Origin of the sequence: Lacticaseibacillus manihotivorans DSM 13343 = JCM 12514 (assembly GCF_001435035.1) — a bacterium.
Taxonomy (GTDB): domain Bacteria; phylum Bacillota; class Bacilli; order Lactobacillales; family Lactobacillaceae; genus Lacticaseibacillus; species Lacticaseibacillus manihotivorans.
In genome coordinates this window covers 21,013-45,817 of the sequence record NZ_AZEU01000151.1, presented here as the reverse complement: position 1 = coordinate 45,817, position 24,805 = coordinate 21,013, and the positions used below count along the sequence as shown (strand labels likewise).

26 protein-coding genes are annotated in these 24,805 nt (G+C 48.0%); 15 read left to right on the top strand and 11 right to left on the bottom strand.

Going from position 1 to position 24,805, the window contains the following annotated elements; all coding sequences use genetic code 11:
* The first annotated feature begins 9 nt into the window (after nucleotides 1-9).
* Together aroD and FD01_RS08915 are read left to right on the top strand one after the other, a co-directional pair.
* Nucleotides 10-738 carry a type I 3-dehydroquinate dehydratase gene (aroD, locus tag FD01_RS08920; RefSeq protein WP_056963793.1) on the top strand — a complete coding sequence of 243 codons (729 nt, stop codon included), beginning with the start codon at nucleotides 10-12 and terminating at the stop codon, nucleotides 736-738.
* Nucleotides 735-1,577: a shikimate dehydrogenase gene (locus FD01_RS08915; RefSeq protein WP_056963792.1), complete on the top strand. Its 843-nt coding sequence runs from the start codon at nucleotides 735-737 to the stop codon at nucleotides 1,575-1,577. The genes aroD and FD01_RS08915 overlap by 4 nt, the downstream gene beginning before the upstream one ends.
* A 51-nt stretch (nucleotides 1,578-1,628) precedes the next feature.
* Here FD01_RS08915 and FD01_RS08910 read toward each other — a convergent pair whose 3' ends face one another.
* The 5 genes from FD01_RS08910 to FD01_RS08885 all read right to left on the bottom strand — a co-directional run bounded on the left by FD01_RS08910 (nucleotide 1,629) and on the right by FD01_RS08885 (nucleotide 5,013).
* Entirely contained in the window at nucleotides 1,629-2,174 is a 546-nt protein-coding gene (locus FD01_RS08910; RefSeq protein WP_056963789.1) for a hypothetical protein, read from the bottom strand.
* A 281-nt stretch (nucleotides 2,175-2,455) separates the two neighbouring features.
* Nucleotides 2,456-2,860 carry a hypothetical protein gene (locus tag FD01_RS08900; protein WP_054714671.1) on the bottom strand — a complete coding sequence of 135 codons (405 nt, stop codon included), beginning with the start codon at nucleotides 2,858-2,860 and terminating at the stop codon, nucleotides 2,456-2,458.
* A gap of 131 nt (nucleotides 2,861-2,991) precedes the next feature.
* On the bottom strand, nucleotides 2,992-3,576 hold the full coding sequence (gene lepB / locus FD01_RS08895; RefSeq protein ID WP_056963787.1) for a signal peptidase I: 585 nt from the start codon (nucleotides 3,574-3,576) through the stop codon (nucleotides 2,992-2,994).
* A complete protein-coding gene (gene mscL, locus FD01_RS08890; RefSeq protein ID WP_056963785.1) occupies nucleotides 3,576-3,941 on the bottom strand; it encodes a large-conductance mechanosensitive channel protein MscL in 366 nt (121 codons plus the stop codon). Before mscL ends, lepB begins: the two co-directional genes overlap by 1 nt.
* A 31-nt stretch (nucleotides 3,942-3,972) precedes the next feature.
* On the bottom strand, nucleotides 3,973-5,013 hold the full coding sequence (locus FD01_RS08885) for a YdcF family protein (RefSeq protein WP_404820740.1): 1,041 nt from the start codon (nucleotides 5,011-5,013) through the stop codon (nucleotides 3,973-3,975).
* Between the two features lie 82 nt (nucleotides 5,014-5,095).
* Here FD01_RS08885 and FD01_RS08880 point away from each other — a divergent pair, with 82 nt between their 5' ends.
* Complete coding sequence (locus tag FD01_RS08880) at nucleotides 5,096-5,545, top strand: NUDIX hydrolase (protein WP_056963783.1); 450 nt, start codon at nucleotides 5,096-5,098, stop codon at nucleotides 5,543-5,545.
* A gap of 584 nt (nucleotides 5,546-6,129) precedes the next feature.
* Here FD01_RS08880 and yidA read toward each other — a convergent pair.
* Complete coding sequence (gene yidA, locus FD01_RS08875; RefSeq protein WP_054714674.1) at nucleotides 6,130-6,939, bottom strand: sugar-phosphatase; 810 nt, start codon at nucleotides 6,937-6,939, stop codon at nucleotides 6,130-6,132.
* 14 nt (nucleotides 6,940-6,953) lie between these two features.
* Nucleotides 6,954-8,258 (bottom strand): HD domain-containing protein, encoded by a 1,305-nt coding sequence (locus FD01_RS08870; protein WP_056963804.1) that lies wholly within the window; start codon nucleotides 8,256-8,258, stop codon nucleotides 6,954-6,956.
* Nucleotides 8,259-8,963: 705 nt separating this feature from the next.
* Here FD01_RS08870 and FD01_RS08860 point away from each other — a divergent pair.
* The 7 genes from FD01_RS08860 to FD01_RS08830 all read left to right on the top strand — a co-directional run bounded on the left by FD01_RS08860 (nucleotide 8,964) and on the right by FD01_RS08830 (nucleotide 15,483).
* Nucleotides 8,964-9,410 carry a YwiB family protein gene (locus FD01_RS08860; RefSeq protein ID WP_054714677.1) on the top strand — a complete coding sequence of 149 codons (447 nt, stop codon included), beginning with the start codon at nucleotides 8,964-8,966 and terminating at the stop codon, nucleotides 9,408-9,410.
* A 91-nt stretch (nucleotides 9,411-9,501) separates the two neighbouring features.
* Entirely contained in the window at nucleotides 9,502-10,047 is a 546-nt protein-coding gene (rpoE, locus tag FD01_RS08855) for a DNA-directed RNA polymerase subunit delta (protein ID WP_404820841.1), read from the top strand.
* A gap of 606 nt (nucleotides 10,048-10,653) precedes the next feature.
* Nucleotides 10,654-11,058 (top strand): hypothetical protein, encoded by a 405-nt coding sequence (locus FD01_RS08845; protein WP_054714686.1) that lies wholly within the window; start codon nucleotides 10,654-10,656, stop codon nucleotides 11,056-11,058.
* Nucleotides 11,045-11,218: a hypothetical protein gene (locus tag FD01_RS16090; RefSeq protein ID WP_156647290.1), complete on the top strand. Its 174-nt coding sequence runs from the start codon at nucleotides 11,045-11,047 to the stop codon at nucleotides 11,216-11,218. Before FD01_RS08845 ends, FD01_RS16090 begins: the two co-directional genes overlap by 14 nt.
* Nucleotides 11,219-11,231: 13 nt before the next feature.
* Nucleotides 11,232-12,833 carry a CTP synthase gene (locus FD01_RS08840; RefSeq protein ID WP_054714692.1) on the top strand — a complete coding sequence of 534 codons (1,602 nt, stop codon included), beginning with the start codon at nucleotides 11,232-11,234 and terminating at the stop codon, nucleotides 12,831-12,833.
* Nucleotides 12,834-13,842: 1,009 nt separating this feature from the next.
* Nucleotides 13,843-15,132 (top strand): UDP-N-acetylglucosamine 1-carboxyvinyltransferase, encoded by a 1,290-nt coding sequence (locus tag FD01_RS08835; RefSeq protein WP_056963776.1) that lies wholly within the window; start codon nucleotides 13,843-13,845, stop codon nucleotides 15,130-15,132.
* Nucleotides 15,133-15,234: 102 nt separating this feature from the next.
* Nucleotides 15,235-15,483 (top strand): type B 50S ribosomal protein L31, encoded by a 249-nt coding sequence (locus tag FD01_RS08830; RefSeq protein ID WP_054714695.1) that lies wholly within the window; start codon nucleotides 15,235-15,237, stop codon nucleotides 15,481-15,483.
* Between the two features lie 78 nt (nucleotides 15,484-15,561).
* Here the strand turns inward: FD01_RS08830 and FD01_RS08825 are convergent, their stop codons facing one another.
* A complete protein-coding gene (locus FD01_RS08825) occupies nucleotides 15,562-16,713 on the bottom strand; it encodes an MFS transporter (RefSeq protein WP_054714698.1) in 1,152 nt (383 codons plus the stop codon).
* A 239-nt stretch (nucleotides 16,714-16,952) separates the two neighbouring features.
* On the opposite strand from FD01_RS08825, the gene FD01_RS08820 reads away from it, so the two are divergent.
* Entirely contained in the window at nucleotides 16,953-17,423 is a 471-nt protein-coding gene (locus tag FD01_RS08820) for a hypothetical protein (protein ID WP_054714701.1), read from the top strand.
* 44 nt (nucleotides 17,424-17,467) lie between these two features.
* Here the strand turns inward: FD01_RS08820 and FD01_RS08815 are convergent, their stop codons facing one another.
* Complete coding sequence (locus FD01_RS08815) at nucleotides 17,468-18,046, bottom strand: hypothetical protein (RefSeq protein WP_056963774.1); 579 nt, start codon at nucleotides 18,044-18,046, stop codon at nucleotides 17,468-17,470.
* A 198-nt stretch (nucleotides 18,047-18,244) separates the two neighbouring features.
* Here FD01_RS08815 and FD01_RS08810 point away from each other — a divergent pair, with 198 nt between their 5' ends.
* The 3 genes from FD01_RS08810 (at nucleotide 18,245) to FD01_RS08800 (ending at nucleotide 22,128) form a co-directional block, all read left to right on the top strand.
* Nucleotides 18,245-20,212, top strand: a complete 1,968-nt coding sequence (locus FD01_RS08810; RefSeq protein ID WP_056963772.1) for an ABC transporter ATP-binding protein/permease — start codon at nucleotides 18,245-18,247, stop codon at nucleotides 20,210-20,212.
* 91 nt (nucleotides 20,213-20,303) lie between these two features.
* Nucleotides 20,304-21,536 (top strand): sensor histidine kinase, encoded by a 1,233-nt coding sequence (locus FD01_RS08805; protein ID WP_082611805.1) that lies wholly within the window; start codon nucleotides 20,304-20,306, stop codon nucleotides 21,534-21,536.
* Nucleotides 21,514-22,128, top strand: coding sequence for a response regulator (locus tag FD01_RS08800; protein WP_056963768.1), 615 nt, complete (start codon nucleotides 21,514-21,516; stop codon nucleotides 22,126-22,128). The genes FD01_RS08805 and FD01_RS08800 overlap by 23 nt, the downstream gene beginning before the upstream one ends.
* 238 nt (nucleotides 22,129-22,366) lie before the next feature.
* On the opposite strand, the gene FD01_RS08795 is transcribed toward FD01_RS08800, so the two are convergent.
* Together FD01_RS08795 and FD01_RS08790 are read right to left on the bottom strand one after the other, a co-directional pair.
* Complete coding sequence (locus FD01_RS08795; protein ID WP_054714740.1) at nucleotides 22,367-23,224, bottom strand: patatin-like phospholipase family protein; 858 nt, start codon at nucleotides 23,222-23,224, stop codon at nucleotides 22,367-22,369.
* On the bottom strand, nucleotides 23,214-23,633 hold the full coding sequence (locus FD01_RS08790) for a winged helix-turn-helix transcriptional regulator (protein ID WP_056963766.1): 420 nt from the start codon (nucleotides 23,631-23,633) through the stop codon (nucleotides 23,214-23,216). Before FD01_RS08790 ends, FD01_RS08795 begins: the two co-directional genes overlap by 11 nt.
* Before the next feature lie 95 nt (nucleotides 23,634-23,728).
* Between FD01_RS08790 and FD01_RS08785 the strand changes: the two genes are divergently transcribed.
* Nucleotides 23,729-24,706, top strand: coding sequence for an aldo/keto reductase (locus FD01_RS08785; RefSeq protein ID WP_056963765.1), 978 nt, complete (start codon nucleotides 23,729-23,731; stop codon nucleotides 24,704-24,706).
* Nucleotides 24,707-24,805: the final 99 nt, after the last annotated feature.

Genomic DNA, 24,805 nt, shown 5'->3' with positions numbered 1-24,805 from the left:
TCTGGTGTGGTGAAATTCGTCCAAGCTTTACAACAATCACGTCCTGCTATTGCCGTGCCGATTTCAGCCAGCGACGGTCAAAGCTTCCTGCAACAAGTTGATTTGATCGGTCAAAACTCGGCGGTGCAAGTTGTCGAATGGCGTGTGGATACTAGCGCGGCATTATCAGATGACGCCATCCAGCAAATGGCTGAGCGTTTGCATCAAGCTGGTAAGTTGTTGTTGATGACTTTGCGTACGCAAGCAGAGGGTGGGGCATTTCAAGGAGATGCTCAAGCTTATCAATGTGAATACACGCGTTTGCTGAACTTGATCGCACCAGAAGCGTTGGATATTGAAGCAAGCGTGCCTGAAACGATCCGTGAAAGCTGTGTCCAGTTGGCTCACGACCATCAACTCGCGGTGGTCGCTAGCGCCCATGACTTTCACCACACGCCAAGCTTAGCTGATGCGAAATCACAATTGCGGGCGCAAAGTACTTGGGCGGATGTGGTGAAGCTAGCTTGTATGCCACAAACCCCTCAGGATACGCTGAACTTGCTGGCTTTATCTGCTTGGGCGCGTAAAACATTGAAACAACCTGCGATTGTTATCGGCATGGGGCAACTCGGTCAATTGACTCGAGTGGCAAGCGGGGCGTTTGCGCCAGGATTGACGTTTGCGACGTTGGGACATGCGTCAGCACCAGGTCAACTCAGCGTGAATTTGATCCACGAACTTCAGGAGGAATTATTTTGATCGATGGTCATACCAAACTATATGGACTTTTAGCGCATCCCGCGGCGCACTCATTGTCACCGGCGATGCACAATCTCGCCTTTGATCGCAACCAGATCAATGCGCGCTACTTGGCTTTTGACGTGACGCCAGAAACCTTGCCTACTGCGGTCAATGCGATTCGCGATTTACATTTAGGCGGGGTGAACTTATCCATGCCGCTGAAAAAAGCCGTGATCCCACTACTCGATCATGTCTCAGATTTTGCGCAAAAAGCCCAATCGGTGAACACCATCGTTAATCGCGATGGGGAATTGTACGGGTATTCCACCGATGGCGTCGGCGTGGTGCAAGCTTTAAAACACCATACTGATTTATCGCAGGCACATGTGTTGTTATTTGGCGCAGGTGGCGCAGCAGAATCTGCGGCATTAGCGTTAAGTGACAACGGTGTCGGTCAATTGACCATTGCCAATCGCCATGTCGAAAAGGCGCAAAACTTAGCTGATCGGCTAAGCGCATTGACGCAAGTGATCAGCTTGGAAGATGAAGCGGCAGTTTGTGCGGCGGTGCAACAAGCGGATGTGTTGATCAATGCCACCAGCTTGGGAATGCAAGTTCAAAGCGAGCTCACGCCAATGCCAGCAAGTGCGCAGTTGCGGGCTGATCAAGTGGTCATGGATATGGTTTATGATCCGTTAGTCACGACTTTCTTAAGTCAGGCAAAACAAGCCGGCGTGAAAACTTGCTTGAATGGGTTATCCTTACTCGTCGCGCAAGGTGCGGCTAGCTTTGAATTGTGGACTGACACGCAAATGCCAGTCGCTGAGGTTGAAAAGCACTTAGCTGGCTTGTTATAAAACAAAACCTACGCTGTCGACAACGTATTGCCACAGCGTAGATTTTTTGCGTTAATGGGTGAAAATAAATTTAACGAACCAAATCACACCAGAGATCCAGACACTGCCAGCCATGCCGATCAACACATAAAGCAACTTGTTGATCCAGGCGAACTGCTTAGCGATAGCTTCATTACGTTCTTTGGCCACTTGGTCGATTCTGTCAAGATTAGCTTGTGCTGCTTTCTCGTTAGCCTTGATTTGCGCCATTTGGGCTTTGAGATTCGCTTTTGCGATTTCAGCTTGGGTTTTGAATTCTTCAGCCGATGCTTTTTGTTGGGCATCAAATTTTTCTTGCCAGGCTTTGGCATCAGCATCGCTACGTGCCATTTGGGCTTTGAATTCTTTATCTGACGCTTTTTGTTGGGCATCAAATTTTTCTTGCCAGGCTTTAGCATCAGCATCGCTACGTGCCATCTGTGCTTTGAATTGCTCAGTGAAAGCTTTAGCATCAGCATCGCTACGTGCCATCTGCGTTTTGAATTGCTCATTTAAAGTTTTTTGTTGCGCGTCAAACGTTGCTTGCCAGGCTTTGTCATCGGCATCCATTCGTGCCATGTGTGCGTCAAAACTGGCCTGATACGCTTTAGCATCTGCGTCACTGCGGGCGATTTGGGCTTGAAACTGGGCGTCTGAGGATTTTGTCCGCTCATCAGCGGGCTTCTAACGATTTGAAGCGGTCGTTTAACGCATGGAAGTTGAGCTCCATTTTACTGCTGAGCATTTGCAGTTCAGTTTTCGTGGCGTAGTCATGATCCATGGGTGGGCCACCTCCGTTTCCTGAACTCATTGTACCATGTCCTGACGGATTGACGATTTGTAAATTCAAAGGAGCGAGGTTAGCCATTATTGCTCGCCTCCTTGATCCCAATAGTGGTGGTGAAAAATGCTGGTAACAGGTGCTCTTGGTCTAATGGCTCAATATTGTAGATCAAAGCGAGCTCCAGCCAGCGATAGTCCCGATTTAGATCCACGTGCAAAGTTGTATCCAATGTGATGATGCCTGTTTCAGGTTGCGGCGTGCTGTGACCAAGCGAAGTCGTCAACTGAAAGCGAGCGGCTTCTTTGGTGATGCCAGTGGACACCAAGGCGAAATACCGTGGCGTTTCAGGTGGCGCAACGGGTAACGAGAAAGCGGCAGTAAAAGTAAAGTCTAAGGCTTCGGCAATCGGCGTCAGCTCAAAGACTTGTTGTGCGCCTTGTTGAAGCCAAAACGCTAGTAATTGCGGTTGATCAAAGTTCATGTTTTTGCCCCCTTTTATATAAATTACGCAAAAAAGAGGCGAAACATCTTTTCGACTTACCAGATTATGAGATTGAAATATTTGCGTTAGCTGGCAAAAAAAGACGCCGGCATGCGCCAGCGTCGAGTGATTTAGTAAGTTTTCATTTGATTTAAAGGCCAATACCGCCAAACCACGACGGACTGAATTGAGGATCGCTTGATAAAGCCAAAAGCGCGACCATCATGTGAGACGAAGCGATTGTCCCCCATCACGAAGTACTCGCCTTTAGGGACCCGTGCGGATTGCGTCGACTTGTTAGTTTTGATATTGAAATCAGCAGTGAACTGAACGCCTGTGGTGTCCTTATTGTAGGCTTTGCCCCAAGCCGTGATCTCGTTGCGCATGAAACTGGTTTTCAGATAAGGCTGAGGGGTGAGTTTGCCATTGACATAAAGCTTTTCGTTTTTGACGGCGACAGTGTCTCCAGGCATGCCGATCACGCGCTTGATGTATAATTCACCAGCGACATCAGGGGCATTCAGTACCACGATATCGTTGCGTTTAATGCTGTGGTGGCGAATCGAGATCAGCCGGTTTTTATCATTTAACGTCGGCTGCATCGAATCACCAGAAACGGTATCGTTGGACAACACTTGGGTCATTAATAAACGGGCGCCGGCAAAAGCCACCACCATAATCAATAATAATTGGACGAACCACGGAACTTTTTTCATTACTTATCCTTCAATAAATCACGGATTTCAGTTAACAGCACTTCTTCATTGCTGGGGCCAGCAGGCGCAGCTGGTTTTTTCGGCAGGAGCTTATTGGCACCTTTCACCATTAAAAATACCACGAAAGCGACGATCAGGAAGTTGATCACATCATTTAAAAACGCCCCATAAGTAAACTTAGCCCCAATGACAGTGAAGCTCAAGCCTTCCAGATTCGTACTGCGGGTAAATAACGCAATGATCGGGTTGATCAAGTTCTTGGTCAAGCTGGTCACTAAGCCGGTGAAGGCACTGCCGATGATCACACCAACGGCTAAGTCTAAGACGTTACCGCGCATGATGAATTGACGAAATTCTTTCCACATAAGTTGTTGACCCCCTTTTACAATCAGTATATCACAGCAACTGCACGCCCATCGTGCTTAATGCGGCCAATGCAATCAAACCAAATACGATCATATGCCGACGCTTATGCAACATCACCATCGCCAAGTATTCGCGGATCACGGCGTTAGGCAAAAAGTAAAAACTCGTGGCGGCGCCTTTGCCGTTAGCGTTCAATCCAGCAGCTTTAGCATAGATCCCAGCTCGAAACAGGTGATAGTTATTGGTGAAAAATGCCACTGACCCGCCACCGTTTTGATCAATCAAGGTTTTGGAGAATTTCATGTTTTCCAAAGTCGTGGTCGAGCGGTCTTCAATCAAGGTATCTTCTGCTGGTACCCCTTGAGTGAGTGCGTATCGTTGCATTGCCAACCCTTCAGGCAGCTTTTCATCACCGCCTTGGCCACCAGAGAAAACTAACTTGGGATGTAATCCTTTGGTTTTTTCTTTGCGATAGAACTTGATGCCGGCGTTGATCCGGGCTGCGAGTAATGGACTAACGGTATCGCCATTGATCAAACCAGCGCCTAACACCACTAAGAAATCCTTGTTGTGTTTCAACGGCCGTAAGTTGTAAAGTACCAGCACCGTCAAGAAGTTATACAGTGATACTAACACATAGCCGATGCTCAAGGTGAACAGCACAGCTAAACCATTGTATAAGGGATCAGGTAAGAACTGCCGACCGAAGCTGGCGCCGATTTCTAACAATAGTAGAAATACAGCTAATAACAACGTCAACATGTTCCCTAGACTGTGGCCTTCACGCCGCCACACCACGATCGCGTTCCATGCCAACCACAACAAGTGGAGCGCAAAAATCGCCAAGATCACTAACATGAAAATCACAAATAGGGTGGCAAACACGGCGATCAATAAGCGGTTGTTTGAACCGAGGATCAATAAAGCGGCAGTGGCTGCGGCGAAAATCAGCCAAATGTTGAATAACAAACCGTTGAACAGGCGCCGCGGTTCGATGGTGAAGCTGGCGACGAAAATCCCAGTCATCACGATCAACGGGAGCAGCACAGCCAAGAGCGTAGTGGTTTCCAAACGAGCACTTCCTTACTTGAATTGCATTTTTATTAGGGTATAATGAGAAAAAATCAAAGTTTTAACTTGGGGGAAAACAAAAATGGCACATGATCCAGTTTTTGGTACGAAAGATCCAACGCTTGATTATCACAAGCGCGTTGGCGTTTATGCCGTGATCCCAGATGCTAGCGGCAAACGGTTGTTGATCCTTGGCGCACCGAATCACGCGCTATTTTTGCCAGGCGGTGAAGTCGAACCTGGCGAAACCGATGAAGAAACGATCAACCGTGAATTGCTGGAAGAATTCGGCGTGACGGTCACCATCGGCGAAAAGCTCGGCTCGGCGGCGGAATATTTCTATTCTCATCACCGCAAAACTGCGTATTACCATCCGGCGACTTTCTATGCTTGTACCAACTTGAAAAAGGTCGCTGAGCCTTTGGAAGACTTCAACACGTTGATGTTGATGCCAATTGCCGAAGCTGCCGCTCAACTCAAACGCCCAACCCATCGCTTCGGCGTGGCGCAGTGGTTGAAGTTGCAACAATAAGCGGAGGGTGCGGTGTGGTGAAATTGAGGCCTCCAGCTGGCCGCTGCGCCATAGAGAGGGTCCTCGGCGGAGCTAACTCAGATCACTCGCTTCGCTCCTGATTTGAGTGGATCTCCACCTGTGGAAGCCTGTAAGCGATAAATCGCTAACAGGCTTCTCACTATGGCGCAACGACCAGCTTCCGGCCTCAATTTCACCACACCGCGCGACTGTTTCAGCCAATTCACCGACTTAGCCAGGAGGAGTCCTGGCTATTTTTGTATGATTGAAGCTGGTCGTCAGCTCAGGAACACAATCAGTAGACGAGCGCTGGGTATCCAGAAAAATTGAGAACGGAGCGGGTGAGGCATCGCGGAGGTGAATGGGACAATTTCCTGTGAAAGTGAAATCAAGTGAGACGCCGGTTTGTGGTGGCTCGCGTAGATTTCACCGGCAAAATTCAAGACAAGCGGTCTTCTTGGCTTGAATTTTAGGCGTAAGCTCCTCGAACGGTTTTTGTTCGAAAGCTGAAGCCGGCCGCACGGAAACTTGGCCCATTCACCGTAATGATGCCTCACCTGCGGCCTTCACAGTTTTTCAGGTCACTAGAACGCATACTGTTGGATGGCTTTGGCCACACCGTTTTCAGCGTTGGTCGCAGTGATCACTTGGGCATGCGCTTTAACTTCGTCAATCGCATTGCCCATTGCCACGCCGCAACCGGCAGCTTTGATCATCGGCAAGTCGTTGGCTTGATCACCGATGGCCATCACTTCATCCATGCTGTAGCCGAGCTTTTGCGCCAAGTCAGTGACGGCATTGCCTTTAGAAGCATTTTTGTTTAAGGCTTCTAAGAAGAATGGTTCGGAGTTGACGAAATAGTAGCGTTCAAAGTAGTCCGCTGGGATCTTGGCAGTGGCTGCGGCTAAAACGTCGGGCTCGTCGATAAACATCACTTTAGCGAATTGCTTGTCATGCGGGAATTGATCCGGCAAGCGGTAGAACATTGGCATGTTGACCAAGTAAGATTCGCGCACGGAATACTTGGAGATGTCAGCGTTTGGGGTGTACATGTAGTCGGCGTCTTCGGCATGTGAGTGGACGTTGAGGCGGTTGGCGAGTTCCGTTAGATCAACGAAATCGTCATAACTTAATGAATGCTGAAGTAAAATTTCTTTCGTGTCAGCATGTTGTACCATGGCGCCGTTATACGTGATGGCATAATCGCCTGGGTCAACCAACCCCAAAGGCCCGAAGAATTGTTCCAAGCCAGTCAATGGGCGGCCGGTACACAAGACGATTTTGATGCCGTGAGTTTTGGCTGCTTTAACCGTTTCGATGGTTTCTGCGGTGAGTTGTTGATTAGGATCTAACAGGGTGCCATCCATGTCGATGGCGATCATTTTGATTGACATAACTATCCTTTCGTTTAGCGCAAGTTAATTAAAGCACCGTTTAGCAAATAATGTTGGAACTGTTGATAGGTGGAGGAGTCACCTGATTTTTGGAGCATCGTTTTTGGAAAGTAGAAGCGCTTGTCCCCGGTCATCCGCCCAGAAATTGCGGCAACAAGTGGGGATAAGGTGGAAAGCTCTTCTAACGACCCGTCTAGTTGCATGATTTCGATTTGCGTCTTCGGATTGGCACTTGAAGGATCATACGCATCGTATGGCAAATCAAACGAGTCGTTTTCTGCGGTGTAGTATTCCGGATCAAAGCCAGCTTCTGCGACTAACGTGCGCAAGTCCGGCAGCAAGTTTTCCGTATCGCTGGTGAAGGTCGCAGATTTCAAGGGGCGTCTGGATAAGAAGCGGTCAGAGAAGTCTTTTAAGATCGGATCGGGATAATCCAGCCAGTAAGTGAAGTAGGTGTTGAGTACGCCGTCGTCAAGTTTTAAATAATCCTTCAGCGTCCAAGTCCCTTCAAAAAATGGGATCAATAAGCGCGGATTATAGGCGGCATCAAAGCGTCCCGCTTCATATAAAGTCTTCGCCCGGGCCAGCAAGTGCATCAACACCACTTCCATGCCGCGAGACACTGGGTGGAAATAAATTTGTTGATACATTTGGAAGCGACTGACGATGTAGTCTTCTACCGCATGCATCCCATTGGCGTCAAAAGCGATGCCATCAGGATATGGTCGCATTACCCGCAAGATGCGCGTCAAGTCGAATAAGCCATAATTGGTGCCGGTATTATAGGCATCGCGCAACAAGTAGTCCATGCGATCGGCGTCGATTTGACTGGAGATCATTTGCACGACTTGCGGATTGGGATAAGTGTGGTCGATCACACTGGCGACTTTTTGCGGAAAATCAGGCGCCACTTCCCGTAAAATGTGATTGATGTTGGTGGATTCATTGCATAAGATCCGCCGCGTGATGGCTTCGTGATCGGTATTAAAAATGTGCTCAAAAGTGTGCGAGTACGGCCCGTGGCCAACGTCGTGGAGCAAGGCGGCACATAAGGCGACTAAGCGTTCTGAGTCGTCCCATTGATCAGGGTAGTTGTTTTTAAATGAATCGCAGATCTGGCGGGTAATTTCATAAACGCCAAGCGAGTGCGTGAAGCGGGAGTGTTCTGCGCCTTGAAACACAGTATTGGCCACCCCGAGTTGTTTGATCCGACGTAAACGCTGGAATTCAGGTGTGTTGATCAAGTCTAAAATCACTTGGTGGCGCACATGAATGTAGTTGTGCACTGGATCGCGAAAGACTTTTTCTCTTGGTAACATCGTGTTCAAGGCATTTTCCCCCTAATGTTTTTGGCTTGCGGGTTAGTGATTTGGCATTGGGACTCCAGCTGGCTCGCCGAGACGTGGTGAGGGTCCTCGGAAAAGCTAACTTGAATCATCCGCTGCGCGTCTGATCCAAGTGGATCTTTTCCTGCGGCTTTGCGTAAGCGGTAAACCGCTAACGCAAATCTCACCACGTCTCGACGGCCAGCCTCCGTCCCAATGCCAAATCGTGGCCACATGTATCAATGTTGTCCAATGGCTCTTGTAAACGATTGTTCGACGATCCTTTATCTGCGCCATCTGTGAATCAGACTCATGAATAGGCTCATCATGTGTGAACGAAGAAAAATCGTAAGCGGAGATAGTTTTGGCAAAGCGGAGGTGAGCTGGACAATTGCTCGTGGTAGTCAAATCAAGTAAGACGCCGTTTTTTGGTGGCTTGCGTAGATTTTACCGGCAAGACTTGAAACAGAGCGGTTTTCTCTGGTTCAAGTCTTAGGCAAAAGAACATCGGCGGTTTGTGCCGATTTCTGGCGCCGGCCGCACTAGCAACTTGTTCAACTCACCGCAGTGACGCCAAAACTATCGGAGTCCACAACTTTTCATACTGCAAGCCAGTTTTATGACTCCATTATACAATAGAGTGTGAAGTTTTTGGCCAAGCGTTATAATAGGTTGAAAACCACTGAAAGGAAGGATCGCATGGACTTATCACACGGGATCCCAGTTTCGATCCACTTAGAAACTTATGTTACCCAAGAAGGGGAAACTGAAGAACATGTTTTTAACGAGCCAGGAACGATCGTCGAGCTCAATGACACGCTTTATATTCGCTATCGTGAGATCAATGAAAAAGAGCACACGGATTATCCAGTGACCTTGAAGCTGCGCGGTGACGGGGATGTGCAACTCAGCCGTGGCGGCAGTAATGATGATATGCAATTGAAGTTGCATTTTGCCAATGAAAAGCGGATCTTGACCCAATACCGTACGCCTTATGGCATGATCCCTGTGGAAACCATCACGCCGCGCTTGGATGTGCGCATCACGGATGATCCACTGGCTGGCGAAATTTATATCGAGTATCAATTATTTGCTAACGGGGAAACCTTGGGAAATTATCGAATGCGATTGCTTTTTCATGCTTAAACGGGTATGATTTGGAATAGACTGTGGAAAGGGCGTGTACCGGTTGAAACTAGACGAAGTATTTGCCGACGCGATTAAATCAGAACTGTCCATGATCGAGGTGGCGCACGCCATTCTCGACGAAAAAGGCGAAACGATGGCTTTTGTGGACATCGTTAACGAGATCCAAACCTATTTGGGTAAAACCGATGGTGAGATCCGGGATCGTTTGCCGCAATTTTATACGGATTTAAACGAAAACGGATCGTTCATTTCTTTAGGCGACAACGTTTGGGGCCTGCGCGCTTGGTACCCATACGAATCTGTCGATGAAGAAGTCAACCAACATGACGATGAAGAAGACGCACCGCGCCGCAAGAAGCGCAAGAAGGTCAACGCCTTCTTGGCTGATGCTGGCGACGATGATGATGTCATCGACTACAACGACGACGATCCAGAAGACGATGACTTTGACGACGACGCTGATGACGATGCGGCTGACGACTTCGATGATGACGAAGATGCCAACGCAGACGGCGACGACGAAGAAGACAGCTTGCCTGATGGGATCGAAGGCCAATTGGCAGAATTCTCTGACGACGATGATGAAGATGAAGAAGACGACGATACGGATTCCGATTCTGACGACGAAAACTAAATCAACGAACACTTTGAGATCAAGCCGAAGTTCAGGCTTGATCTTTTTTGTATTTGCTAGTTAATTGCCTAGTGGTATGAAAAGTTGCGGGTTCCAGTGCCTTGGCGTCACTGCGGAAAACTGGACAAGTTGCCGGTGCGGCCGGCTGCAACTCTCGAACAAAAACCGTTCGAGGAGTTTTCGCCTAGATTTTGAGCCAAAGAAAACCACTTTGTCTCAAAATCTGCCGGTGAAATCTGCGCGAACCGCCACAAATCGGCGTTTCACTTGACTGCACTGCCACGGGCAATTGTCCAGTTTTCCTTGTTTTGCCAAGTCACTTCCACCCGCAACTTTTCTTCACGGGGACTGTTGGTCGACAAAACAAAATCGTGTCCGAATCACGCTGAAGTTCACAGTAGTTTGATTTTGTTGAAGCCTACGTCGAAATCAATTTTCAATTGTGAGCTGATTGAATCAGGCTTCAAGGATTTTGAAACCGGTGAATATTTAACCGATGACGCCATGCGGAAACGTTTCGCGCAGTATGGGTGGCGATAAGCTGACTTTCAAAATTGACTAGGTTATAATCAAGTAAGCGTTTACTTGAAGCTGGAGGAGATCGGGATGGAAAACCTTCGCCGAGTCGTCATTTTATTTTGGATTGTGGCTTATTTGATTCTTGTTTTTGGTTTTCAAGCATTACCGTTTGCCTATATGTCAGGCTATTGGGTATTGAGTAGCAGTTTGTTGGCGTTAGTGATTTGGCTGTTGTGGCAGTTCGGGATGCGGCACATTGCGCAAGCGACCAAATCCTTGAAGCTGATCAAAGGTGGGCGCACGGCGGCAGAATTCTGGCTGGTGTTAAATGGCGCGAATGTTTTGCGGTTTGTGATCGCTCATTTCTTCGGCGGCACCGGGGCGGAATTGGTCCGTTGGGTGTTACTTGTGGTGTTGATCGTCTTAGCATGGCGCGAGTTCCATCAAAAGGCGCTGGCTGAGGATGAAACGCCTTGGCATGAAAATCACTGAAGAAGTTTGGACTGATTTTCAATATCGCTTGACGCAAGTAGGGATTTTAGTTATTATACTGCTTGGGCGCTTTACGATTCGTCGTAAAGCCAAAACGGTTACAAGCTCCCTGTCGTACGATGGGGAGCTTGTTTTTGTTTTTTCCCGTCAATTAAAATAAAAGGAGTTATCACATGACCAAGTATATTTTTGTTACCGGTGGCGTTGTGTCTTCACTTGGCAAAGGGATCGTCGCAGCTAGTCTTGGACGGCTGTTGAAGAACCGCGGCTTGAAGGTAACGATCCAGAAATTTGATCCCTACATCAACGTCGACCCAGGCACGATGAACCCATACCAACACGGGGAAGTCTTCGTCACCGACGATGGTGCGGAAACGGATCTTGACCTTGGCCACTATGAACGCTTCATCGACATTAACTTGAACAAGTATTCTAATGTCACGACTGGGAAAATCTATTCCGAAGTTTTGGAAAAAGAACGCAAAGGGGAATACCTCGGCGCTACTGTGCAAGTGATCCCGCATATCACCAACATGCTCAAAGAAAAGATCATGCGCGCAGCCAAAACCACGGATTCTGACATCATCATCACCGAAATCGGTGGGACGGTTGGCGATATCGAATCGCAACCATTCTTGGAAGCCATTCGCCAAATGAAAAATGATGTCGGCGCAGAAAACACCTACTACATCCACGCAACGTTGATCCCATACTTGCGTGCTGCCGGTGAAATGAAGACCAAGCCGACGCAACACTCCGTTAAGGAATTGCGTAACATTGGGATTCAGCCAAACATGCTGATCTTGCGGACGGAAAAGCCTGTCACTGAAGGCATGAAGAAGAAGATCGCATTGTTCACTGACGTTAAAGAAGATTCCATCATCGAATCTCGCGACGCCAAGTCCTTGTACTCCATTCCTTTGGCCATGCAAGCACAAGGTATGGACCAACGTGTCATCGAACACTTCGGCTTAGATGTGCCAACTGCCGACATGACCGAATGGACTAACTTGTTGGATAAAGTCCAAAACCTTGACCACAAAGTGAAGATCGCTTTGGTCGGTAAGTATGTGGCTTTAAAGGATGCTTACATCTCAGTTTCTGAAGCCTTGAAGCATGCTGGCTACTACTGGGATTCCGATGTTGAAATCGCCACTTTCCAAGCGGAAGATGTCAACGATGACAACGTTCAAGAATTATTAGGCGATGCTGATGGCATTTTGGTACCTGGTGGCTTCGGTGATCGCGGTCTTGAAGGTAAAATCGCGGCCATCCGCTATGCGCGTGAAAACAACGTGCCATTCTTAGGTATTTGCTTAGGGATGCAAATGGCTTCCATCGAATTTGCCCGCAACGTATTGGGCATTAAAGATGCTGCCACTGCTGAAGTGGACCCAGATTCCAAGAACCCAGTTATTTGGTTGATGCCAGACCAAGTCGACGTCACCAACCTTGGTGGGACTTTGCGTTTGGGCTTGTATCCTTGCGAACTCAAGGAAGGCTCTGTTGCCGCAGCTGCTTACGACAACGTCCCAGAAGTGCAAAAGCGTCACCGTCACCGTTACGAATTCAACACCAAGTACCGCGAAGCCATGGAACAACACGGCATGGTCTTCTCCGGCGTTTCGCCTGACAACCGTTTGATGGAAATCATCGAATTGCCAAAGAACAAGTTCTTCGTTGCGGCGCAATACCACCCAGAATTCCAATCTCGTCCAACGAAGCCTGAAGGGTTGTTCAAGTCCTTCATCCAAGCTGCTGGCGATTTCAAATAAGCATTAACTTGACCGAGGCCTTGTGCCTCGGTTTTTTTGTTCCAGAGTTTTTGAGCAGCGGGCTTAGTCGGCCAGATAGCCTAGCGTCATGAATTGAACCGGGTTTTGGTTTGATTCATGATGCGTAGCTATCTGTGTCGACGTTGCTGCTCAAAGCTCGACGTTCCAGCTAAGGACCAGCAGCTCCGGCACTTGAACGGCACAAAGTTAGCTTTCTCTGCGGGTTGGCCTAAGCGACAAGTCGCTAAGACCAATCTCACCATGTGCCATTCAAGTGCCTCCGATGCTGGCTATTTGCTTTCACAAGCACGCGATGATCGGATATGACTCGCAAGCTTATGTTGTATGCACAAATTTGAGTCACAGTGAATTGACCTATAATCTGATCAGAAATTTATATCTGATGACCATTAATCTGATCAATAATAACATCATCTAAATTTTAATTTTGCGCGCTGACTGACGATGCTGACTTTTATATTTTTAAGTCTCTCAAGCAATCGCAGCGAAATCTCAGTGCCTGTCAAAAAATCATGGTTGGCGGAGGAATGGAAGCAATGTGAGTGGCGCATGGTGAGATGACTGTTGGCGGTGTACCGCCTACAGTCATCCGCAAGTCGAGATCCACTTTTGATCTGAGCTTTGCGAAGATCAAAAGTTAGCTCGGCTGAGGACCCTCACTTTGCGCCGCTCACATTGCTGGAATTCCGGAGCTGTCCATGATTTTCTGCCCCTGCAGGCCCTGATATTCCTGTGGTAACGCTGAGGGAAGGCGAAATATTTTCTAATATAACAAGGCAAGCGCATGATTTCGCGAAACACGGCTTGTTTTTTGTACGACATTTCATTAGAATTAAACGATGAATGTGTTTTAATTGTCGGCGCATGAATTTCTTTGTGCCGACGCCTACCAGTGAACGATACCAGCGTAAAAAGTACGTTATGAAGCCTAAATTGTGGTCAGCTTCAGCCAGTTTGTTAGTGAACGCGTGAGTGAGGAATAAATTACATGAAAAAAATGCTGATTCACGGGGGCAAAAAGCTCTCGGGCTCGGTGGTTATCGGCGGGGCAAAAAACAGTACAGTCGCTTTGATCCCAGCGGCCATTTTGTCGCGTACCCCTGTGACCCTTGATTCGGTACCTCAGATCCAAGATGTCTATAACTTGATGGACATTCTCGAAGCGATGAACGTCCATTCGACCTTTGAAGATTGCGTGCTCCACATTGATCCAACTCAAATTAAAGAAGTGCCGTTACCCGAAGGCAAAATCAAGTCGTTGCGGGCGTCTTATTATTTCATGGGCGCATTGCTTGGACGTTTTGGGAGCGCTAACGTTGCCTTGCCAGGTGGGGATGACATCGGCCCGCGTCCGATCGATCAACATATCAAGGGCTTTGAAGCCCTCGGCGCTACCGTGACTAACGAACATGGGGCGATGGTGCTCCATGCGCCGAAAGAAGGCCTACATGGTGCGCGGATTTACTTAGACATGGTTTCTGTCGGCGCGACCATCAATATTATTTTGGCCGCAGTAACGGCAAAAGGCCAAACCATTTTGGAAAATGCCGCCAAAGAACCAGAAATTATCGACTTAGCGACTTATTTAAATAACATGGGCGCAACCATTCGCGGTGCTGGGACTGATGTGATCCGTATCGAAGGCACCCCTGAATTACACGCCCAAAACACCCATACCATTATTCCGGATCGCATTGAAGCCGGGACTTATTTGTCGATGGCTGCTGCAATGGGCGATGGCGTCAACGTGAAAAACATCATTTCCGAGCACTTGGATTCTTTCTTAGCCAAGCTTGAAGAAATGGGTGTGGTGATGGATGTCGGCGAAGATAGCATTTTCGTCTACCCATCAGGGGACTTGCGGATGGTGCAAATCAAAACCATGCCATATCCAGGCTTTGCCACCGACTTGCAACAACCGATCACGCCCTTGATGCTCAAAGCCCAAGGTGAAGGCATCATTGTCGATACCCTTTATCCCAAGCGTGTGCGCCACGTGCCAGAATTGATCCGCATGGGCGCAGATATCACCGTGGAAAATGATGTGATCATTTTGCACCACGCCGATAAACTGCAAGGTACAGAAGTCGCAGCCACTGAAATTCGCGGTGGGGCATGTTTGATGATCGCTGGCTTAATGGCAGAAGGCGACACCACCATCACTCATGTGGGGCACATTTTGCGCGGGTATGATCGCGTGATCCAGAAATTGCACGGCTTAGGCGCTGATGTTGAAATCATTGATGACGTTGACGCTGACGAGCCGATGAACGTCTGATTTGGTTGCAAAAACGGATGTGGCATGCTATAATTTTGCGGTTGACTATAAACAATATCTCTCTAGGTCAGGCAATGGCTTAGGGCAAAGGAGAAAAACACTATGAAGCAAGGTATCCATCCAGATTATCACGAAGTTGTATTCATGGATTCTTCAACTGGGTTCAAGTTCTTGTCTCGCTCAACTGTTTCTTCCGCAGAAACTGTTGAATGGGAAGACGGCAACACTTACCCATTGATCCGTGTTGAAACCACTTCCGATTCCCACCCATTCTACACCGGTAAGCAAAAGTTCAACAAAGCCGACGGTCGTGTGGATCGATTCAACAAGAAATACGGTCTTACCAAGTAAGCAAACAAAACAGCGTCTGGCGCGTGAGAATTCACGTGGCAGGCGCTATTTTTGTATGGTGTTTGAATAAATGAATCGTTAAGGGGTCTCTGATTTGCGCCAAATGAGACTGCCGATGCCGATGACACCTAAGCACAGCGCGATCCACAACAGCACGTTTTCAACCAAGGTCCCAAAGCCAAACTGGCCACTCCAATTCCACACGACTGGCGCAAAGAAGGCGCTGATGATCGTGGCGATGGTCAAGGTGCTGCTGACCAAGTCGATCAAGTGGTCGCTGAGACTTAAACTGCTACGCCAAACCAAATAAGGACCAGTGTATGAATAAATGTAGTTGAAGAAAATGGCACTGAAGATCGCAATGGCAGGCTGTTTGCTGAATAACATGATTAAGACGGCCGCCGCTGCGCCTAGATAACCCAAAGTTAACGTTTTGCTGGCGAGTTTGCGATGGACGCGGCCAAAGGTCAAGCCGGCCAACAGTCCGCCGAGATTCATGGCCGACAAAGTCCAATTGGCTAATTGGCTGTTACCGAAGTGATGTTGGACAAACAAAGCGGGTAATTTTAATTGCACACCCCAAATGATCAAGTAGGTGACGAAGGCTAACAAACAGAGACTGATTTGTAACCGTGGTAGTTTCAGCTTAAGTCCTTTTTGATTCGGTGTAAGACTTGTGCGTTGGGGGAGCACTCGATAAGCTAAGCCAGCCAATGGGATCAAAAGCAGATAAAGGCCAAACACTGCGCGCCAGCTCAAGGCAATCAGGATCCCGGCGACGGCTAATAACACAGCGTTACCTAACGCCGAGATCCCAGTTTGATAACCCATGAGCCGCGTTTTGAATTCGCCGTGATAGACATGCGCAATCAAACTGATGGCATGTGGTGAAAATAACCCGATACCTAAGCCTAACATTGCGCGACACGCCATTAACCAAGCAAAACTTGCGCTTAAAGCTGGCAGTGCCCCGAAAATGCCACTGAGCAATAAGCCGAATACGACCACGTGGCGCACACCGAATTTTTGCGTCAGCTTCGGGTTCAAAATTAAAGTCACCAGTGCGCTTAAATTGGCCAAAGTCACCGACCATTCGATCAAGGTGGTAGGCACGCTTGGAAATTCGTGTTGGAGTTGTGGAATAATCCCAGTGATCAAAGTGGACACCCCGCCGACCGCAGATAAACTTAAAATGCTAGTCAAGGTGAGTTTTGCGTGTGTATTTGACATGATGACGACCGCCTTTTGAAGTTGTTGGCTGTACTTTAACATGCGCTTAGGCCAGGTGTTGGACATGATTGAAACCAATGGCGGTCAATTTTGGGTGAGAGTGGGCCGATAATCTTTTGTCGATCTTTTGTTCGATGCGATAGAGTGGCAATAGATTTACCTTGTAAGCGCTATATACAAACGCGTCACGCCGTCGTATAGTGAAATTGAAGCTGTCACGATCATACGGAGGAAAGCTTATGGCCACTGCGGTACCAGATTGTTGGGAACTTGAACTTGTCATCAAAGAAGCTGGGTTACTGCCCGACCAGAATTTTTTTGCGGCTTGGCGGATCCCGAATGATACGGCTTATGGACTCGCAACGTTGGCTGATGTTGGTGATACGAGGTGGGGGCCAATGAGCCTGACGGCAACTGGCGTATTAGTGTTTACGCCGACGATGATCGCACTTGCCGATAATGTGACTGAAAAGAAAATCCTCCGTCATCAAATCACCTTTGAAACCATTCGTCGGATTTCGGAGCGCAACTTCAAAGTCGTACAGCACAAGGATGAAGTGCACCTGCAATTCGATTATGGTGATGAGCATTATCATGGTTTCGTGTTGGCAAAATATTGGTTAAGCGAGCGTTATCGCAGTGACAATTTCTGGCAATTAGCCGCTCATGGCTTTTATCATCGAATGGCGCCGTTATTTCCTCAAAACTAAAAAAGTTGTGCGACCGGCAAAATCAGGTGGCACAACTTTTTAAATTATAAGCTGATCGTCTGCTCATCATCGAAGAAGGCGAGTTCGGTGTTGGCAATCAGCTTGCTATAGCCGAATGCATTGATGGCTTTGGTCAATTCGATTTCGGATTCGTGATAAGAAATTTGTTTGATGTTGAGGACATCGCGAAGTGGCAAGCCGTTGGGATGACCCAATAAGTAATGGGCAGCTTTGGCGCCTGGAATGCGTAAATAGAAATCAGCGCTTGCTGCGACGAGATGGAGGATACTGTGAAAAACCGGATCGAGAGTGTTTTTACCGCCAACGAACACACCACTGGCAGGTGCGCGTCGTTGCCAAAACAGATCCACGGTGGTTGGCGTCAAGGTCCAAAGCGTCTGGCCTTGATTCGAGAAGGTCAAGGTGCCAGCTTTCAAAGTCACCGTAATTTGGTGCTTACGCTCATTCAGTAGTGGCGCAAACGTGCCGAGTTCAGGGAATTGTAAATCGTCAACTTTTAGCGCGTGGATTTGGACAATGCGACCATTGATCGCTGATAGTTGATTGTTGTCCGGCAAACTATGCAAAGCAACTTGAGCAAAAGCAGCTTGAACCTTTTCCACGATGATGCCTCCTTGTGAAATTCAAGTTCAGTTTGTCACTAGCCGCGTTCTGTGACTCAAGTTTACGCCAAACGTCGACTTTTTCAGGCTGAACGTCAGGATATGCCTGAAAGGGCAGTTCAAGTCTGCCCCATTAGCCGATGGCAGGTTATCGAAGTTTCGATAAGCTATAGTCATCAAAGCAAAAGAGGGGCAAACATGAGCTATTTAACGTTACGCGACATTCACAAAGCATACCATTTGGACAAACAAACCTTTCCAGTGCTGAAAGGCATCGATTTAGACTTTGAACTGGGTGAATTTGTTTCAATTTTAGGAGAGTCAGGCGGTGGTAAGTCCACCTTGATGAACATCATCGGTGGGTTGGATCGTGATTTCGAAGGCCAAGTGGTGGTCGACGGCCAAACGCTGGACCATCACAATGAAAAGGCGCTTGATGCCTATCGTCGGGAAACCGTCGGCTATATCTATCAATCATATAACTTGATCAATCATTTAAGTGTTTTGGATAATGTGTTGGTGTCCTTGGACATGACCACCTTAAACAAAACACAGCGAATCGCCCGGGCAGAAGAATTACTGGCCCAAGTTGGCTTGGCTGATCAAGCCAAAAAATATCCGAACCATTTATCTGGTGGTCAAAAACAGCGCGTGGCCATTGCCCGCGCATTAGCCAGTGATCCCAAAATTATCATTGCGGATGAACCTACCGGCGCCTTAGATGCGCAAAACACTCAAGAAGTGCTGGCGTTATTGGACAGTATTGCTGCGCAAGGTCGCTTGGTGATTGCGGTCACCCATTCGCAAATCGTGGCGGATGCCGGAACGCGCATTGTTCATATGGAAAATGGGCAAATCGATCAAGATACGCCATTGCGAGACGCCTACTCGCCAATGACGACTCAAGCGTTGACGTCTCGTAAACTGCCTGCTGCTGTGAGTTATAAAACGGCAGTCAAACATTTACGGTTTAACTTTTGGCGCAACGCCTTGATTGTCTTAGGGACGACGATTGGGTTGTTTTCTGTGATTTTATTCAATGGGATCGGCAATGGCGTGACGAGTTATATCGATCATCAAGTTACCAGCATTTCAAATCCCAAAATCGTGACTGTATCCAGTTATACCAAACCAGTCAAAGCAGTCGGTAGCAGTAGTGCGATGGCGGCGATGAGTACCACTGCCAGCACCAGCACACCCAAACTTTCCAGTACTGACTTAGCCACCTTAAAAAACATCAAGCATGTCGCGTCTGTTGATCCTAGTTATACGGTGAGCGCTGTTGATCTCAAACTTGGGCGTAAAACCACAACGTTATCGACTTTAAAGAACTGGAATAATGCTTCTAATGCCGATAATTTGATCAAAGGTTCTAAACCTTCAAGTGGTGAAATGGTTTTAGACAAAGCTGATGCGAAGAAGATTTCCTCGAATTGGAAAGCTTTAGTCGGCAAAACCATCAAAGTTAGCTTCAAATCCCAAACCAAAACCGTGACCACTTCAGTGAAGATCTCAGGTATTGCCAATGCTAAGAACTCGATGGGGATGACCGATCTTACTGCCATTAACACGCAAACGCTGAAAAATGCGGAAACGAAAGCCGGCGTCAACGCCCAACCCAATGGTGCCAGTGTTTTAGCCACCAGCATGAACCAAGTTAACGCTGTAAAAAAAGCCATCAATAACAGCACGCAAAATGGTAAACGTCAATATACCGCGACGGCTTTAACGTCCTTCATTAAAACGGTGAAGACATATGTGAATTTAGCGTCAACCGTTTTGGCGGCGATTGCTAGCATCTCCTTAGTGGTTTCTGCATTAATGATCATTGTGACGATGTTTATGAGTGTGTCCTCTCGAGTCAAAGAAATCGGAATTTTGCGCGCATTAGGCCAAAGCAAACAAGATATTCGCCGCTTGTTCACGAGTGAATCTTTGTTGATCGGTTTGGCTTCGGCTAGTGTGGCCACTGGTTTAGCTTATGGGTTAGGGGCACTTGCCAATACTGCGATGCAAAGTATGACGAGTTTCAATATTATTCAAATCACAGCCGGCAATGTGATCGAAACCTTTGTGATTGCCTTGGCCATTGCCTTACTGGCTGCTTGGATGCCATCACGGCGCGCCGCTTCCATGAACCCGATCGATGCGTTAGCTGCTGAATAAGACCAAGAGCCTTGAGAAAAATTGTCAATCTCGTCAAAAACCGACCGCAAAGTCGGTTTTTGCGCGTATAGTACCCAGTAATGGAGGAGAAATGATGAGCAAACAGCCAAATATCAAACCTTTGCGCCGTCCAGTGATGTTATTTTTAGTGTTGATCGGAATGGTCGCGTTGTATGTTTTGAAATCTGAACCAGAACAAATGGTCGGCCATGGGTGGTTGTTTGCCGGATCTGCCATTTCGATTTTTTGGCAAGAACAGATCATCGTTGGTGGCGTCTTAGCAGAAATTGCCTTGATCTGGTTTGGTCAATGGTTGTTTGATCGCCACCCATGGGCATTATTTGGCCCGCAACTGATCTTTGCGGTGACGACATCGGTCGGTTTGGAACATAAAATGCCGATCGTAGCGATTGGTGTGATCACAGTGGTGGCTATTGAAATCATCAACTTTTATGCGCGACCGCAGAAGCCTTTGATCAGTTTAGGAATTTTAAGTTTACTGATTTTAGGCGCGTACACCGCTTATAACGGAATCCTCCAAGCTGTTATCGTGTTGATCGCCTTTTTGTTCGTGTTGTTTGTGGTGGTGTTTTACAGTCGCTATTACTTCCAACAAGCCGCCCAACGCCAACAAGCAGAAGACTTATTGGCTGAAGTTCAGTTAGCTTATGACCAAGTTGAAGCCAGTACCATTCGCACAGAACGCCAACGGGTGGCCAGAGAATTACATGATACCTTAACGCAAGGGCTAGCTGGCACGGTGATGCAGTTAGAAGCCGCAGAAAGCTTTTTGCAAAATGGCCAAGTTGACCGTGGGACGCAAGTGGTGCATGATGCCACTGGCATTGCGCGCGACACCTTACGTCAAAGTCGGCTGACGTTAAGTGATTTGCGCGCCACGACGGAACAAAGCTTGCAACCGCGTTTGGAATTGCTCGCCGATGCGTTTAAGAAAAACTACCATTTGGAAACCACTTTGCGCTTGCATTATGTCCCTGATTTTTCCGATGCGCAGCTGACACAGATCACAAGAATTGTCTCTGAAGCGATGATGAATGTGGTCAAGCATACGGATACGTTGCAAGTGGTGATCAATGGGAATACCCAAGATTCTGTTTTCACGTTATCAGTGATTGATTTTGGCAGTGGGCTTCCCTTGAAATCAAAATCTGGACATTTTGGCGTGACCGGCATGCATGAGCGGGCGGCGATGCTCGATGGTGCTTTAACAGTTGTAGGCACGCCAGGTGAAGGCACAACGGTGACGTTGACCATGCCGACGGTTAAAAAGGAGCAGTTACATGACCAAAGTGTTGATCGTTGATGACCATGCGGTGTTGCGGATGGGATTATCGTTGATTTTAGAAACAACGCCAGATTTTGAAGCAGCCGGCTTTGCAGAAAATGGGCGAGTTGGCTTGGCACAAGTCGAAGCGCTGCAGCCTGATTTGGTGTTGTGTGATATTCGCATGCCGGAAATGGATGGCATTGAAATGATCCGCCAACTCCATCAAACCCATCCAAATCTGCCAGTGGTGGTGTTGACCACTTTTGACGATCCCGAACCGATCCAACAAGCCATGCGCTTAGGCGCGCGCGGTTATTTGTTAAAAGATGCCGACAAAGAAACGATTGTGAATACGTTGAAACAGGCGTTAGTGGGTACTGTGAGTTTGTCCCCTGAGTTGATGACGAAGGCTTTTGCCCAACCAGAATCCGCGATCAGCTTAACGCCACGTGAACATGAAATTTTACAACAAGTTGCACAAGGTGCACGCAATATCGATGTCGCCCAAAAGCTGCATTTGTCTGAGCGTACCATTAAGGCGCATCTGACCAGCATTTATAACCGCCTGGGCGTGGAATCTCGGGCAGAAGCAGTTGCCGCAGCATTAAAGTTGGGTTTAATCGATTAACCTCGCTCCTGAGTCATGCTTCAAAATTGCCACATCCAATCATTCAAGTTATCCTACCTGTGCGTTCACACAAAGGGGGGATCGTGATGTTATCTTGGGTGATGCTGATCGTATTGAGTTTGTTAGTTGTCGGGTTGCTTGGGGTGATCACTTTCGTCGTGTATGAAGTGCACAAACAAGACCGTTAGTGAACGCAAAAAGGCCGGCTGGAAAAATTTCCAGTCGGCTTTTTCAATGATCAAGCGTTGAGGTAAGCTTGCATCGCGTTAAGTTGCGCTTCGGCATCCGCCATCCCCGTGGCGTGCAAGGCTTCAAGTTTATCAGTATCGCGCTCCAAGCGGCCAACTGTCACTGGTTGGGCTGGGGCAATCACAAAAGTGTTTCCTTGTGCTTCCAGTTTTTGCAATTGTTCAGCTTGACGGTTGTACATTTCAGGACGTGCGATCGCCGTTTCGACAAACGCCGGGTAATTGCTGAAGGCTTGTTGATAGGCGCGACGCAACACGGCGCTGGTGGCGTTTTTGCGATAAGTGCGCTCACGGGTGCGGATCACGACGATTTTGTCATAACCGTTGGCTTGGGCGTATTCATACGGAATGGAATCGGCCACGCCACCGTCCAAACATAACCCATAACCGGTGTAAGCAGGGGCCGAGATAAACGGCATGGCAGAGCTGGCTTTTAAGTTGGCAACTAAGTCTTGGCCTTGTGGCGAGTGGAAGTACACGGCGCGACCTTTGACCATGGACGTGGCCACCACCACAAATTCCATCGGACTGGTGCGATAAGTCAGCTCATCAAAATCTTCCCAGTCGCCACCGTGCGATTCAAATAAATAATCCAAGTTAATAATATCTTGGCGACGCAAGGCACGGCGCAACGAAATATAATTGCGATCCATGCGGTGATGCACGTTGACGGCATTGGTGCGGCCAGGTTGATGAGAAATGTAATTCGTCCCACTTAACGCCCCAGCTGATACGCCGATGACAGTTTTAAATTGGATGCCTTGTTGCATGAAAAAGTCCAACACGCCAGCCGTGTATTGCCCGCGCATGGCGCCACCTTCAAGGACTAAGGCTGCATTATAAAGCATGGGTTGCCTCCTTTGGCACAATGGTTTCATCGGCAGTGAATTTGGGCTCAACTTGAAGTTCGGCGATCCGAGCATCCCCCCATTTGCACATCGCATCGATGATCGGCATCAAAGAATGGCCCAGTGGGGTGATCGCATAGCTGACTTTATTTTGGCCATCAGGGGCGACGTTGCGGGTGATCAAGCGGTCTTGTTCGAGTTCGCGTAGCTGGTTGGTCAACACTTTATGGGTGATGGTTGGGAGTAGTCGGCGTAATTCGTTGAAGCGATAAGCGCCGTGTTCATCTAAGTGGCAAAGCAAAATCAATTTCCATTTGCCGGAAAACATCGCCAACGTTAATTCTTTGGCACAAGAGAAATCACCATTTTCAAGGCGGGTGAGGGCGTCTTTGCGGACAATATCAGTCATCGTGAATCCTTTCAGGCACAAATTAGTGCGTGCTAGTATCTTTAGAGTCCCAAGTATAAAATAGATACCGTCAAGTTTCAAATTTGGAGGCTGTTATGAAATATCGCGAATTTGGTAAAACTGGTTTTAAGATCTCAGAAGTGTCCTTGGGCACTTGGCAGCTCGGCGGCAAGTGGGGCGCGCCTTACAACTTAAAAGATGCGCAAGACACTTTGCAAGCCGCCTATGATCACGGCGTCAACTTCTTTGATACCGCTGATGGTTATCAAGATGGCGAAAGTGAAAAAGCGGTGGGCGCGTTCGTGCGTGAACACCCAGATGTCCACTTCACCACGAAAATCGGCCACAAAGAAACGCCTTATTCAATCGAACATTTCAACGCCGAACACTTGCGCAAGTATGTCGATGATTCGCTGAAGAACATGGGTGTCGACGCCTTGGATTGTGTGTTGTTACACTGCCCGCCAACCGATGCTTATTATGATCCATCGATTTTTGCCGCGCTAGATGAGTTGAAGCGTGAAGGTAAGATCTTGAACTACGGCGTTTCCGTGCAACGCGTCGAAGAAGCCATCAAAGCCTTGGACTATGACATCTCAGCCGTGGAGATCATTTTCAACATGTTCCGCTTGCGTCCAGCTGAAGTATTCTTTGATTTGGCCAAGCAGCACAATGTCGGCATTTTAGCGCGGGTGCCATTAGCTTCTGGCTTGTTATCTGGCAAAATGACGGCGAACACCACTTTTGCACCAACCGATCAGCGCACCAACAACCGCAATGGTGAATTGTTTGATAAAGGCGAAACCTTCTCTGGCGTTGATTTCTTAACGGGGGTCCAAGCCGCCGATGAATTGAAACAACGCTTGGGCACTGAGAACTTGGCCGGGGATGCCTTGCGATATATTCTGATGTACGATGCGGTGTCTGCGGTGATTCCAGGCGCTTCTAATCCCAACCAAATTGAGCGCAACACCAGCGCTTCAGATCTGCCCGCTTTGACGGATAAACAAATGCAAATCGTGAAAGCTGTCTATGATGAAAAAATCAAAAATCCAGTACATTATCTCTGGTAGTTCTTGGAAAACCGTCGCGTAACTGCGACGGTTTTTTTACATCATCGCGACACAACTTTTACGCCCTTGAGGCTTGATTTTTACATGCACTCCTTATGC